This window comes from Mycolicibacterium doricum (assembly GCF_010728155.1).
Lineage (GTDB): Bacteria > Actinomycetota > Actinomycetes > Mycobacteriales > Mycobacteriaceae > Mycobacterium > Mycobacterium doricum.
The window spans coordinates 1,314,827-1,327,482 of record NZ_AP022605.1; the positions used below are offsets into that span (position 1 = coordinate 1,314,827).

The 12,656-nt window shown below is 70.4% G+C and carries 13 protein-coding genes; 8 read left to right on the top strand and 5 right to left on the bottom strand.

The annotated features are described in order from the left end of the window. Positions 1–42: 42 nt before the first annotated feature. Positions 43–699, bottom strand: coding sequence for a 2-phospho-L-lactate guanylyltransferase (gene cofC / locus G6N07_RS06525; RefSeq protein WP_085188929.1), 657 nt, complete (start codon positions 697–699; stop codon positions 43–45). Positions 700–774: 75 nt separating this feature from the next. Between cofC and G6N07_RS06530 the strand changes: the two genes are divergently transcribed. Genes G6N07_RS06530 through G6N07_RS06540 form a run of 3 tightly spaced genes read left to right on the top strand, consistent with a single transcriptional unit; the run spans position 775 to position 4,044 of the window. Beyond that, positions 775–1,773: an NAD(P)H-dependent glycerol-3-phosphate dehydrogenase gene (locus tag G6N07_RS06530; protein ID WP_085188927.1), complete on the top strand. Its 999-nt coding sequence runs from the start codon at positions 775–777 to the stop codon at positions 1,771–1,773. A gap of 5 nt (positions 1,774–1,778) precedes the next feature. Then, entirely contained in the window at positions 1,779–2,882 is a 1,104-nt protein-coding gene (locus G6N07_RS06535; RefSeq protein WP_085188925.1) for a cystathionine gamma-lyase, read from the top strand. A 46-nt stretch (positions 2,883–2,928) separates the two neighbouring features. Continuing rightward, a complete protein-coding gene (locus G6N07_RS06540) occupies positions 2,929–4,044 on the top strand; it encodes a D-alanine--D-alanine ligase family protein (RefSeq protein ID WP_085188923.1) in 1,116 nt (371 codons plus the stop codon). Here G6N07_RS06540 and G6N07_RS06545 read toward each other — a convergent pair. Together G6N07_RS06545 and G6N07_RS06550 are read right to left on the bottom strand one after the other, a co-directional pair. After that, entirely contained in the window at positions 4,041–4,628 is a 588-nt protein-coding gene (locus G6N07_RS06545; protein ID WP_179959957.1) for a DUF3515 domain-containing protein, read from the bottom strand. The two genes, G6N07_RS06540 and G6N07_RS06545, sit on opposite strands and share 4 nt — an antisense overlap. A gap of 10 nt (positions 4,629–4,638) precedes the next feature. Then, positions 4,639–4,866: an Lrp/AsnC ligand binding domain-containing protein gene (locus G6N07_RS06550; protein WP_085189120.1), complete on the bottom strand. Its 228-nt coding sequence runs from the start codon at positions 4,864–4,866 to the stop codon at positions 4,639–4,641. A gap of 115 nt (positions 4,867–4,981) precedes the next feature. Between G6N07_RS06550 and G6N07_RS06555 the strand changes: the two genes are divergently transcribed. Further along, positions 4,982–5,950 (top strand): thiamine-phosphate kinase, encoded by a 969-nt coding sequence (locus tag G6N07_RS06555; RefSeq protein WP_085188921.1) that lies wholly within the window; start codon positions 4,982–4,984, stop codon positions 5,948–5,950. Between the two features lie 28 nt (positions 5,951–5,978). Beyond that, a complete protein-coding gene (locus tag G6N07_RS06560; protein ID WP_085188919.1) occupies positions 5,979–6,662 on the top strand; it encodes a uracil-DNA glycosylase in 684 nt (227 codons plus the stop codon). Positions 6,663–6,705: 43 nt separating this feature from the next. On the opposite strand, the gene rpmB is transcribed toward G6N07_RS06560, so the two are convergent. Then, complete coding sequence (gene rpmB, locus G6N07_RS06565; protein WP_011559334.1) at positions 6,706–6,900, bottom strand: 50S ribosomal protein L28; 195 nt, start codon at positions 6,898–6,900, stop codon at positions 6,706–6,708. 221 nt (positions 6,901–7,121) lie between these two features. Here rpmB and G6N07_RS06570 point away from each other — a divergent pair, with 221 nt between their 5' ends. Genes G6N07_RS06570 through G6N07_RS06580 form a run of 3 tightly spaced genes read left to right on the top strand, consistent with a single transcriptional unit; the run spans position 7,122 to position 11,684 of the window. Further along, positions 7,122–8,750, top strand: coding sequence for a fatty acid kinase ATP-binding subunit FakA (locus G6N07_RS06570; RefSeq protein ID WP_085189118.1), 1,629 nt, complete (start codon positions 7,122–7,124; stop codon positions 8,748–8,750). Position 8,751: 1 nt separating this feature from the next. Then, on the top strand, positions 8,752–10,977 hold the full coding sequence (gene recG / locus G6N07_RS06575; RefSeq protein WP_085188917.1) for an ATP-dependent DNA helicase RecG: 2,226 nt from the start codon (positions 8,752–8,754) through the stop codon (positions 10,975–10,977). After that, a complete protein-coding gene (locus G6N07_RS06580; RefSeq protein ID WP_085188915.1) occupies positions 10,974–11,684 on the top strand; it encodes an HNH endonuclease family protein in 711 nt (236 codons plus the stop codon). The genes recG and G6N07_RS06580 overlap by 4 nt, the downstream gene beginning before the upstream one ends. A gap of 116 nt (positions 11,685–11,800) precedes the next feature. Here the strand turns inward: G6N07_RS06580 and G6N07_RS06585 are convergent, their stop codons facing one another. After that, on the bottom strand, positions 11,801–12,652 hold the full coding sequence (locus G6N07_RS06585; RefSeq protein WP_085188913.1) for an aldo/keto reductase: 852 nt from the start codon (positions 12,650–12,652) through the stop codon (positions 11,801–11,803). Between the last annotated feature and the right edge of the window lie 4 nt (positions 12,653–12,656).

The following is a 12,656-nucleotide window of genomic DNA, read 5'->3' on the forward strand; positions in this document are numbered from 1 at the left end:
CCCCTATAGTGGCGCCGTACGGCCACCGCATACGCGATATGTTCACCTTTCGGCACCGACGGCACGCGCAGTGTGCGTGCCGACGCGGAGGCGGCGGGCCGCCACCAGATCGTCGGGGGTGTCGATGTCATAGCGCAGCCCCGGCCACCACCCGGTCAGCTCGACCGCCCCCGAACGGCGGTGTCGCTGCGCGGAATCGGGGCCGAACCGCGGGTCAAGCGGGACGCCGAACGCGAACAGCGCCGAGGTCCCGGTCCCGTGCCGGTCACCGACGAAGCTGCGTGGCCGTGCCCGTGCGGCCGCGATTGCTTCGCCCAGCTCCTGAGCCTGTAGTGCGGGAAGATCACCTTGCAACGCAACCACATTCGGGGTCGTCCCGCGCACCACGGCCTCGGCGGCGCGCAGCGCGTTGTTGAGCGGGTCTCGGTGACCGGCCGGAGTCGGGTCGTCGAGCACCTCTGCGCCAAGCGCGGATACGGCATCCGCGGCGGCGGGATCGGGGGTGACCACGGTGACCGACGCCACCGCGGCGGCGGCGGCGACGGTGTCGACGAGCATCGCCAGCACGACCGTCTCGCGCTCCCCGGGGGCGAAGATCGGCGCCAGCCTGGTCTTGGCGGCGGCGAGGCGTTTGACGGCGATGACCACCGCCACGTCGGTGTAGGACGGGGCGGCGACGTTGCTTCTCGTGCCGCGCATGGCGCCATCCTGCCAGTACCGCGGTTGTCCGGCCGCCGCCGTCGGACCCCGCCGGCTGCGCGCTAGGGTGAACGCGTGGTGACGGCGGCGGTGATGGGTTCCGGTGCGTGGGGCACGGCACTGGCCAAAGTTCTCGCCGACGCGGGGAACTCGGTGACGCTGTGGGCCAGGCGGCCAGAGGTGGCGGCGGAGGTCAACGACACCCGTCGCAACAGCGGCTACCTCGCCGAGGTGGACCTGCCCAAGACGATCCACGCCACCGCCGACGCGGCCGAGGCGCTCGCCGGCGCATGCACCGTGGTCCTGGGCGTGCCCGCGCAGAGCCTGCGGAGCAACCTCGAGCAGTGGACGGGCCTGATCGACGACCACGCCACGCTCGTGAGCCTGGCCAAGGGCATCGAACTGGACACGCTCATGCGGATGAGTCAAGTCGTCACCCAGGTCACCGGCGCGGACCCGTCGCGGGTCGCGGTGGTGACCGGCCCGAACCTCGCCAGCGAGGTCGCCGACGAACAACCCGCCGCGACCGTCGTGGCGTGCAGCGACAGCGGCCGCGCCGTCGCCCTGCAACGTGCGCTGGCCACGGGTTATCTGCGGCCTTACACCAACACCGACGTGGTCGGCGCCGAGATCGGCGGTGCGTGCAAGAACGTGATCGCACTGGCGTGCGGGATGGCCGTCGGCGTGGGTCTGGGGGAGAACACGGTCGCGGCGATCATCACCCGCGGCCTGGCCGAGATCATGCGGCTGGGGGTCGCGTTGGGTGCCAAACCTGCGACGCTGGCCGGTCTGGCCGGTGTCGGCGACCTCGTGGCGACGTGCACCTCGGTGCAGTCCCGCAATCGGACGTTCGGCGAACGGCTGGGCCGTGGCGGCACCATGGAGTCCGCGCTGCGCGCGGCGGGTGGACACGTGGCCGAGGGAGTCACCTCGTGCCGGTCGGTGTTGGCGCTGGCCGCCAGCTACGACGTCGAGATGCCGCTGACCGATGCGGTGAATCGGGTCTGCCACAAGGGGCTTTCCGTCGACGAAGCTGTCGTGCTGCTGCTCGGCCGCAACACCAAACCAGAGTAGCGCGTATGGAGGGCACCTACGGTGATTCCACGCGAAGCGTCAAAGCCGTTGGCGCCGAGGCGATCGCCGGCCAACCCGTGGCGCCACCGCCGGTTCCGGTCTCGGCGTACCACCTGTCACCGGACGAAGCGCAGCCGCTGGACACCTACGGCCGCAGCTCGAATCCGACCTGGCGGCGACTAGAGGGGGCACTTGCCGAACTCGAAGGGGCCTCGGCTGCACTGGCCTTCGGATCCGGCATGGCGGCCATCACCTCCGCGCTGCGGGTGCTGACCGGCCCGGGAACACGGCTGGTCGTGCCCGCCGACGGCTATTACCAGGTCCGTCGCTACGCTTCGCAATATCTTGTGCCACAAGGCGTCTCGGTTCTCGAAGCTGGTTCGGCCGAAATGTGCGCGGCAGCGTCGGAGGCCGATGTGGTGCTGGCCGAGACACCGGCGAACCCCGGGCTCGAGGTGGTCGACCTGCACCGGCTCGGGATGACGTGCCGAGAGCGCGGCGCCACCCTGATCGTCGACAACACCACGGCCACACCGCTCGGCCAGCAACCGCTGTCGCTGGGTGCCGACCTCGTGGTGGCCAGCGCCACCAAGGCGCTCTCGGGGCACAGCGATCTCATCGCCGGCTACGTAGCGGGCAGCCACCCCGAGATGATGTCCGCGCTGGAGAGCGACCGCGTGCTGGCCGGTCCGATCCTCGGACCGTTCGAGGCGTGGCTGGTGCTCCGTAGCCTCGGCAGCGCCGGGCTGCGGTTCGAACGGCAGTGCCAGAACGCAACGGCCGTCGCCATGCTGCTGCGCAGCCACCCCGCCGTGCGTAGCGTGCGCTATCCCGGCCTGCCCGAGGATTCCGCCCACGAGGTGGCGGCCCGGCAGATGAGGCGGTTCGGGGGGTTGGTGTCGGTGGAACTCGCCGACGCCGCGGCTGTCCACGCCCTCGTCGAGCGCAGCGCCCTGCTGGTCGCCTCGACCAGCTTCGGCGGCATCCACACCTCCGTCGACCGGCGCGCCCGATGGGGGGATCCCGTACCCGACGGCTTCGCCAGGTTGTCGATGGGCATCGAGGACACCGACGACCTGATCGCCGACCTCGGGGCCGCGCTCGGCTGACATCGAATCGTTCCCCGGGCGGCCGGGACGGTAGCCTCTGCAGACTGTGATCGCCCGCAACCAGCGCACCCGCGTTGCCGTCGTTTACGGCGGGCGCAGTTCCGAACACGCCATCTCCTGTGTTTCCGCAGGAAGCATCCTGCGCAACCTCGACCCCGAACGATTCGACGTCGTCGCCGTGGGGATCACTCCCGACGGGTGCTGGGTGCTCACCGACGGCAGGCCGGAGACCCTGGCCATCACCGACGGGCAGCTGCCCGAGGTGAGCGCCGCATCCGGGACGGCCCTGGCCCTGTCCGCCGACCCCCGCCGCAGCGGTGAGCTGGTCTCGCTGAACCCGGCCGCGGCAGGTGAGGTGCTCGCCGCGGTCGACGTGGTGTTCCCCGTGCTGCACGGCCCCTACGGCGAGGACGGCACGATCCAGGGTCTGCTGGAACTGGCCGGCGTGCCCTACGTGGGGGCCGGCGTGCTGGCCAGTGCCGCGGGCATGGACAAGGAGTTCACGAAGAAGCTGCTGATCGCCGAGGGTCTACCAGTCGGCGACCACGTCGTGCTGCGCCCCGGACGTGCTGACATGACCCTCGACGAACGCGTTCGCCTCGGCCTGCCCGTGTTCGTCAAACCCGCCCGCGGCGGCTCCTCGATCGGAGTCAGCCGGGTCTCGCACTGGGCGGAGCTGCGCGCGGCGATCGACCTGGCCCGCAGGCACGACCCCAAGGTCATCATCGAGGCAGGGGTGCCGGGCCGCGAACTCGAATGCGGCGTACTGGAGTATCCGGACGGGCGGGTCGAGCCCAGCACGGTCGGCGAGATCCGGGTAGCCGGGGTGCGTGGCCGCGAGGACGGATTCTACGACTTCGCCACCAAATACCTCGACGACGGCGCCGAACTGGACGTGCCCGCGAAGGTGGAGGACGACGTAGCAGAGGACATCCGCCGCCTCGCCATCCGGGCGTTCCGGGCGATCGACTGTCAGGGCCTGGCGCGGGTGGACTTCTTCCTCACCGACAACGGACCGGTCGTCAACGAGATCAACACCATGCCGGGATTCACCACGATCTCGATGTATCCGCGGATGTGGGCGGCCAGCGGCGTGGACTATCCGACGCTCCTCGCGGCGATGGTGGACACGGCGGTGGCCCGCGGAACGGGTCTGCGCTAACGGGGCGGACCGGGGGCGATGGGCGTGGCCGGCATGGTGTGGGTGAGCACCCGGGAGATGAGCTGGATCGGCGTCGGGCCGGAATCCTGCGGCAGCGTCAGCGCCACATACACCGGTCGGTCCACGGCATACCAGGTGCTCCTGGTCTGCTGACTCTCCGGCCTGCTACCCGGGGCGGCCTCCTCCCCGACGCGGAACCACTGCACGGCGTCGACCATCTGGATCGGCACCCCAACCACGAAGTCGACCGGACGGTCCAGCCCGCAGCGCAGGATGATGGCCTCGGTGTCCGGCCCGGCCTGCCAGGCGGCGGTGCCCACCGGCGCTGGTTCCGCCGTCGGTGCGCGGCGGAAATCGCCCAGCACCTCGGGAAGCGCGCCCAACAGGGCCCGGCACTCCGGGCTGTCGGCACGCGGTGCGGGCACCGCCGCGATCGGCACCGGCTTTTGCTCGGGGCGTCCCTGGCGCACGGCCGCGACACCTAGCACCACCACGAGCGCCGCGACGGCCACCAGGATCGCGGCGATCATCAACGCTCGCGGCGGGCCGTCTCGCGGTGCTCGTTGCGGATCCTCGGAGATCATCCGAACAAGCCTATGGGTGCGCTCCGTCGGCGATCGGGCAGGTCAGCGTCCGGGTGATCCCGTCGACTCGCTGCACGCTTGGGACGATGTCTGAGCGCAGATCGTCGAGGTTGTCGGCGCCGACCCGGACCACCACGTCGTAGGGTCCGGTGACGAACTCCGCGGTCTGCACACCGGGTAGCTCGGCCAACCGGGCGGCCACGACTTCGGCACGGCCGACCTCAGTCTGGATCAGCATGAAAGCCTCGACCACCGGTGTTCGCCTCCGTCCCGCCCCATAGACTCCGGGGACTAGAACGTACCGCAGGTGGAGCCGGTGCTGCGCGTCGTGACGGCCGTCGGGTGGAGGTGACATGGTCCGACACCAGCGTGGGTTCGACCCGACCGCGAGCATGGCGGACATCGGTGAGTTCGCGGTGATCGATGCGCTGGTGCGGGGTCGACGCCTGCCCCCGTCGGTGACGCTGGGACCCGGTGACGACGCCGCTGTGGTGTCGTTCGCCGACGGCCGGGCAGTGGTGTCGACGGACATGCTGGTCGAGGACAGGCACTTTCGTCTCGACTGGTCGACACCGTATGACGTCGGACGCAAGGCGATCGCCCAGAATGCCGCCGACGTGGAGGCGATGGGCGCGACCGCGACCGCGTTCGTCGTCGCGTTCGGCGCGCCCGCGGACACTACGGCCGGTTCGGCGCTGCGCCTCAGCGACGGTATGTGGGACGAGGCGACCGCGATGGGCGCGGGCGTCGCCGGCGGCGACCTGGTCCACTCCCCGCAGTGGGTCATCTCGGTGACCGCCCTGGGTGACCTCGCCGGCCGGGCGCCGGTGCGCAGGGACGGTGCCCGCCCCGGCCACATCGTCGCAGTGGCCGGGGACCTCGGCCGGTCCGCGGCCGGGTATGCCTTGTGGCGCAGCCGTTCGAAGGAGTTCGACGAGCTGCGTCGTCGGCACCTCGTCCCGGCGCCACCCTACGGTCAGGGCCGTGCCGCGGCGGACGCCGGAGCGACGGCGATGACCGACGTCTCCGACGGCCTGCTGGCCGATCTCGGCCATATCGCGGACGCATCGGGATGCCGGATCGACGTGGAGCGGGCGGCGTTGCGCGGCGACCACGACGCGGTGGCTGGGGCCGCGGCCGCCGCCGACGGTGACCCGTGGGCGTTCGTGCTCGCCGGCGGAGAGGACCACGCGCTGGCCGCCACCTTCCCCGGCCCGCTACCGGACGGGTGGCGGACGGTCGGCCGGGTGGTCGCCGGTCCGGCCGACGTGCTGGTCGACGGCCGTGCGTGGACCGGAAACCGGGGATGGCAGTCGTTCTGACGAACGCCGCACGCTAGGTTGGCTTTTCGTGACGGCACGCGCGCTCTCCGAACTCGTCGACCAGGGCTGGGCGCAGGCGCTCGAACCCGTGCATGAGCAGGTGGCGCAGGTAGGTGAATTCCTGCGGGCTGAACTCGCCGCCGGGCACCGCTACCTGCCCGCGGGCGCGAACGTGCTGCGGGCGTTCTCGTTTCCGTTCGACCGGGTGCGGGTGCTCCTCGTGGGTCAGGACCCGTATCCGACTCCCGGACACGCCGTCGGGCTGAGCTTTTCGGTGGATCCGCAGGTCCGTCCGTTGCCGCGCAGCCTGGCCAACATCTTCACCGAGTACACCGCCGACCTCGGCCACCCGCAGCCGAACAACGGCGACCTCACCCCGTGGGCGAAGCGCGGTGTGCTGCTGCTCAACCGGGTGCTGACGGTGCGTCCCGGCGCCCCGGCGTCGCACCGGGGCAAGGGCTGGGAAGCGGTGACCGAGTGCGCTATCCGGGCGCTGGTCGCCCGGGACACGCCGATGGTGGCCCTGCTGTGGGGCCGCGACGCCGCGACCCTCAAGCCGATGCTGACGGGCAACGGGTGTGTGGCGATCGAGTCACCGCACCCTTCGCCGCTCTCTGCGTCACGCGGGTTCTTCGGGTCGCGGCCGTTCAGCCGGGCCAACGAGTTGCTGACGGAGATGGGCGCCGAACCGATCGACTGGCAGCTGCCCTGACCTCGGCTGGTCGCCGCTCAGGGTGCAGTCGGGGCCGCTGCGATCAGCCGCGTGCGACCTTGCCCGCCTTGAGGCAGGAGGTGCAGACGTTGACGCGCTTCTTGTTGCCGCCCGGGTGGGAGACGGCGCGCACGGTCTGGATGTTGGGATTCCACCGACGGCTGGTCCGGCGATGGGAGTGCGACACCGACTTGCCGAAGCCGGGGCCCTTTCCGCAGACATCGCACACGGCGGCCATATCTAGAACTCCTTGGATCAGTACGTGGGGGTCCGGGTCCTGGGCCGCGGCGAGCGCGGAATGACCCGACAACCTGATCAGGATACCGGCCGGGTGGGTGATCGCCAAAACCGGCCGCGAGTGCTTCGCCGCGGCCGTGCACAGGTCACCTCGGTGCGGCAGCGGTGTCTGCAGTGGTCGATAGGCTGGCGCGCACGACGCCGGTGCGGGCAGGAGGTGAGATGGCGGCTGGGCGACTCGACGCGACGGTGCTGCGCGGCTGGGCCCACGCGGCGGTCGACGACCTGATCTCACACACCGACGAGATCAACGGCCTCAACGTCTTCCCGGTGGCCGATGCCGACACCGGGACCAACATGCTGTTCACCATGCGTTCGGCCTGGTCGGAGGCCCAGGGCTGCGCCAGCGACGTTGCGGAGGTGGCGGCGGCGCTCGCGGCGGGTGCGTTGCACGGCGCCCGCGGCAACTCGGGAGTCATCCTGTCGCAGATCCTGCGGGGCCTCGCCGAGGTCACCGCGGCCGCCGCGGCCCGCCGGGGCGGGACGCTGCCCGAGGTCGACGGTGCGCTGTTCGCCGCCGCCCTACGGCACGCCGTCGACCTGGTCGAGGCGGCGCTGGACGCCAAACCGGGCACCATCGTGTCCGTGCTGGCGGCCGCGGCCGACGCCGCCGACGCCGCGGCGCCCGGGTTACCCGAGGCCGTGGCCGCGGCCGCCGACGCCGCGGCCATCGCCTTGGACAAGACGCCCCGGCAACTCGACGTCCTCGCCGACGCCGGTGTCGTCGACGCAGGCGGTCGCGGTCTGCTCGTGCTGCTCGACGCACTGGTCTGCACCCTGACCGGGCGCGCTGCGCGGCGTCGGGCCTACCGACCGACCGCCCAACCCGCCCGGGCGGCCACCTGCGCCACGCCGCAGTTCGAGGTCATGTACCTGCTCGGCGGGTGCGGATCCGGCGGGGTGGAGGCGCTGCGCCGCCGGCTCGAAGGTCTTGGCGACTCCGTCGTGATCGCCGCGGGAGGCGGTTCGGGCACCCCGGCGCAATACTCGGTGCACGTGCACGCCGACGATGCCGGCGCCGCCGTCGAGGCCGGTCTGGCCGTGGGGGTCCCCAGCCGGATCCAGATCACCGCGCTGGCCGGCGTGACCAAAGCCCGCCCGCACGGCAGCTGGAGCCGCGAACGGGCGGTGCTAGCCGTCGTCGACGGCCCCGGCGCTGTGGAGTTGTTCGCCGGTGAGGGGGCGCATGTGCTGGGGCCGGAACCTGACGGGCAGGTCACCGCCAAGCAGTTGCTTCGCGGCATCGTCGACACCGGGGCCGGACAGGTCATCGTGCTGCCGAACGGGTATGTGGCTGCCGAGGAACTCGTCGCCGGGTGCACCGCCGCGATGGGCCGGGGCATCGACGTCGTGCCTGTGCCGGCCGGGTCGATGGTGCAGGGTCTGGCCGCTTTGGCCGTACACGATTCCGCGCGCCACGCCGTCGACGACGGCTATACCATGGCCCGCGCCGCGGCGGCCGCACGGCACGGCGCCGTGCGGGTGGCCGCGGAGAAGGCCCTTACCTGGGCGGGCGCCTGCAACCCGGGCGATGGCCTTGGCATCTCGGGTGACGAGGTTCTCGTCGTCGGTCCGGACGTGACCGCAGCGGCCGCCGGGTTGATCGACCTGCTGCTGCTGTCGGGCGGCGAACTGGTCACCGTCCTCACCGGCGACGAAGTCGACGGCGCGGTCGGCGCCGAGATCGGGGAGGCCCTGCGCGACCACGTGCACCAACGTCATCTCGGCACCGAACTGGTCACTTACCACACCGGCCACCGCGGCGATGTACTGCTGATCGGGGTGGAGTGACATGGTTGCGCTCACCGATCGGCTCGACTTCGTCATCGGCGGCAAGTCCGCGGCCGCACTGGAGGAGCACTTCGGCATCCGCACCGTCAACGACCTGCTGCGCCACTATCCGCGTAAGTACAGCGACGGGATGAGCGTGCGGGGCGAGGGGGAAAGTCTCGACATCGAGGAGGGCGAGCACGTCACCTTCGTCGACGTCATCACCGACGCCAAGCCGGGGCAGATGAAGCCGCTGCCGGGTAAGCGGGCCCGAAAGTATCTGCGCGTCACACTGGGGAAGCGCAACCCCGTGGTCACCGCGACGTTCTTCAACGCCGACTGGATGATCGACAACCTGCCCGTGGGCACTCGGCTGATGCTCTCCGGTGAGGTCAAGTACTTCCGTAACACCTTGCAGCTGAGCCACCCGGCGTTCCTCGTCCTGGAGTCGTCGGCGAGCAGGAAGATCGGCACCAAATCGCTCAAGACCATCGCGGCGTCCTCGGGGGCGACGGGTGACGATCTGCTGGCCGGTTTCGAACGTGACGTCTTCCCGATCTACCCGGCCAGCGCCAAGGTGCAGAGCTGGGACATCTACGCCTGTGTACGCCAGGTGCTCGACGTCTTGGACCCGGTGCCCGAACCGCTGCCCGAAGCCGTTGTGCGCGAACGCGGTCTGGTCTCCGAGGATGCCGCGCTGCGTGCGATCCACCTCGCCGACAACGACGGCGAGCGGGACCGGGCCCGAGAGCGGTTGACGTTCGACGAGGCCGTGGGCTTACAGTGGGGGCTGGTGTCGCGACGCTACGGCCAACTCACCGAGGCCGGTCCGCCTGCGCCACTGCGGGAGGACGGACTCGTCGCCGGGATGCGGAAGCGTCTGCCCTTCGAGCTCACCAACGGTCAGCGTGAGGTGCTCGCCGTGCTGTCGAGCGAACTGGCCGGCACCCGCCCGATGAACCGCATGCTGCAGGGCGAGGTGGGGTCGGGTAAGACGGTCGTCGCCGTGCTGGCCATGTTGCAGATGGTCGACGCCGGCTACCAGTGCGCCATGCTGGCGCCGACGGAAGTACTTGCCGCGCAACACGACCGGTCCATGCGTCAGATCCTGGGGCCGTTGGGCATGGCCGGTCAGCTCGGCGGCGCGGACGCCGCGACCCGCATTGCGTTGCTCACCGGTTCGATGACTCCCCAGCAGAAGCGGCAGGTGCGCAACGAGGTCGCCACCGGGCAGGCCGGGATCGTCATCGGCACACACGCACTGCTGCAGGACGCCGTCGAATTCGACAACCTCGGCATGGTGGTGGTCGACGAACAGCACCGGTTCGGTGTCGAGCAGCGGAACCGCTTACGCGCCAAGGCCCAGGGCGGTGTCACGCCACACCTGCTGGTCATGACCGCCACACCGATACCCCGGACCGTCGCGCTGACCATTTACGGCGATCTGGAGACCTCCACGCTACGCGAGTTGCCGCGCGGGCGTGCGCCCATCACCAGCAACACCGTCTTCGTCGGCCAGCACCCGACGTGGCTGGACCGGGCATGGGCCCGCATCGTCGAAGAGGTCCGGGCCGGCAGGCAGGCCTACGTGGTGGCCTCGCGTATAGACGAGAGCGACAAGCCGCGGGGCCACGAGCAGGGGCCGCCTCCGGTGACCGTCCTCGCGCTCTACGACAGGCTGCGCGCCGGCCCGTTGGCCGGTCTGCGCGTCGGGTTGATGCACGGCCGGCTATCCGGGGCGGAGAAGGACGCGGTGATGACGGCCTTCCGGGCCGGGGAGATCGACGTGCTGGTCTGCACAACAGTCATCGAGGTGGGCGTGGACGTGCCCAACGCCACGGTGATGGTCGTGATGGACGCCGACCGGTTCGGCATCAGCCAGCTCCACCAGCTACGCGGCCGCATCGGCCGCGGCAGTCATCCCAGCCTGTGCCTACTCGCCACCCGGTTGCCGGAGGGTTCGAAGGGGGGGCAGCGGCTTAAGGCGGTGGCCGCCACTCTCGACGGGTTCGAGTTGGCCGATCTCGACCTCCGTGAGCGCCGCGAGGGTGACGTGCTGGGCCTGCACCAGTCCGGCAGCCTCAACTCGCTGCGCTTCCTGTCACTGTCCGACCACCTCGAGGTCATCGTCTCGGCGCGAGAGCTCTGCGAGAGGCTCTACGACAAGTCGCCGGGGAGCCCGGGAATGGCCATGCTCGCCGCGCCGTTTACCGACACCGACCGGGTCGAGTTCCTGGAGAAGTCGTGAGCCGGACGCGGACGGTGTGGGTGGTCCTCGCCGCGGTCCTCGCGGTGCTCGTCGCCTACCAGACCGTGTCTTCGACCGCCGAGCGCTCAGCGCAGCTCACCGCGTACGCCGACGTGCCCACCGTCGCACCGGGTTCCGACGTCCTCGCCGGGGTGGCGACGGTTCCCGCGCGGATACGCGCGCACGACTACCGGCGTGCAGCGTTCGGTGACGCCTGGACCGACGACAACAGCGCGCCGGGCGGCCACAACGGCTGCGATACCCGCAACGACATCCTCGATCGCGACCTCGTGGACAAGACATACACGTCGATCAGCAGGTGTCCCACGGCGGTGGCCACGGGAGTCCTGCACGACCCATACACCAACGTCGTCATCTCGTTCACGCGCGGCAGTCAGACCGGCGCGGCGGTGCAGATCGAGCACATCGTGCCGCTCGCGTACGCCTGGGACCAGGGTGCGCGCAACTGGACCGACGATATGCGGGTGCGGTTCGCCAACGATCCGGCCAACCTCCTTGCCGTACAGGGCCAGGCGAATCAGGACAAGGGTGACCAGGAGCCGGCGGCGTGGATGCCGCCCAACGGGGCGTTCCACTGTCAGTACGCGATGCAGTTCATCGCGGTGATGCGCGGCTACGGGTTACCGGTCGACGCGCCCTCGGTGCCTGCGCTGCGCGAGGCGGCCGACACGTGTCCAAAAGAGTGAGCCGTTCAACGTCATACGACCGCGGGCGCCCTCTCCACCCCCGCACCGTGGAGGTGCGTGAGCGGCCGGCGCCGGCGCAAACCGCCGGCCGATTCGCGGAGTAGCGGGCTGGCCCATCAGGGGCCGGTGTAGGTCTCCGGGTCCGGACGGAAGCGGGTGCCCTCGTCTAGGCCATTGAGAGTGGCCATCTCGGCGTCGGTCAACTCGAAGTCGAACACCTCGAGGTTGGACTTGACCCGCTCCGGATTGGCCGAGCGCGCGATCACCACGTTGCCGAGCTGGACGCTCCAGCGCAGCAGGACCTGTGCCGGCGTCCTGTCGTGGGCCCGGGCGACCCCGGTCACCGCAGCGTGATCCAGCAGGCGGCCGACGCCCAGGGGTCCGTAGGCCTCGGTCACGATGCCGTATCCGGCGTTGACCTCCCGCAACTCGGCCTGATTGAGCAGCGGGTGCAGCTCGATCTGATTGATCGCCGGGGTGAAGAACGACAGGTCGATGACGTTCGACAAGTGCTCGGCATTGAAGTTGCACACTCCGATGGAACGGGTCACGCCGTCCTGCTTGGCCTTCATCAACCCACCCCAGCTGTCGATGTACTTGCCGTGGTCACCGGCGGGCCAGTGGATGAGGTAGAGGTCCACGTAGTCGAGCCGGAGGCGTTCGAGGCTGGCGCGGGCGGCGTCCTGCGAGGTCCCGAAGCCCTGATCGGCCACCGCCAGTTTGGTGGTCACGAAGATCTCGTCGCGCGGGATGCCCGAGGCGTTGATCGCCCGGCCCACCGCGGCCTCGTTGCCGTAGACGGCTGCCGTGTCGATCAATCGGTAGCCGGCTTCCAGCGCGGCGGCCACCGACTGCTCGGCCTCGGCCTCGGAGAGCTCACCGACCCCGAGCCCGATGACCGGGATCGAGTTTCCGTCGTTGAGCGAGACGGAGGGGATGCCGGCTGCCTCCCCGCGCGTTGACGTCATGTCA

Bases quoted from the DNA above. Each gene is read 5' to 3' on its own strand.
- G6N07_RS06555 (WP_085188921.1), top strand. From the start codon at position 4,982: ATGGTCCGACACCAGCGTGGGTTCGACCCGACCGCGAGCATGGCGGAC.
- G6N07_RS06585 (WP_085188913.1), bottom strand. From the start codon at position 12,652: ATGACGTCAACGCGCGGGGAGGCAGCCGGCATCCCCTCCGTCTCGCTC.
- recG (WP_085188917.1), top strand. From the start codon at position 8,752: ATGGTTGCGCTCACCGATCGGCTCGACTTCGTCATCGGCGGCAAGTCC.
- G6N07_RS06535 (WP_085188925.1), top strand. From the start codon at position 1,779: ATGGAGGGCACCTACGGTGATTCCACGCGAAGCGTCAAAGCCGTTGGC.
- G6N07_RS06545 (WP_179959957.1), bottom strand. From the start codon at position 4,628: ATGATCTCCGAGGATCCGCAACGAGCACCGCGAGACGGCCCGCCGCGA.
- G6N07_RS06570 (WP_085189118.1), top strand. From the start codon at position 7,122: ATGGCGGCTGGGCGACTCGACGCGACGGTGCTGCGCGGCTGGGCCCAC.
- cofC (WP_085188929.1), bottom strand. From the start codon at position 699: ATGCGCGGCACGAGAAGCAACGTCGCCGCCCCGTCCTACACCGACGTG.
- rpmB (WP_011559334.1), bottom strand. From the start codon at position 6,900: ATGGCCGCCGTGTGCGATGTCTGCGGAAAGGGCCCCGGCTTCGGCAAG.
- G6N07_RS06550 (WP_085189120.1), bottom strand. From the start codon at position 4,866: ATGCTGATCCAGACTGAGGTCGGCCGTGCCGAAGTCGTGGCCGCCCGG.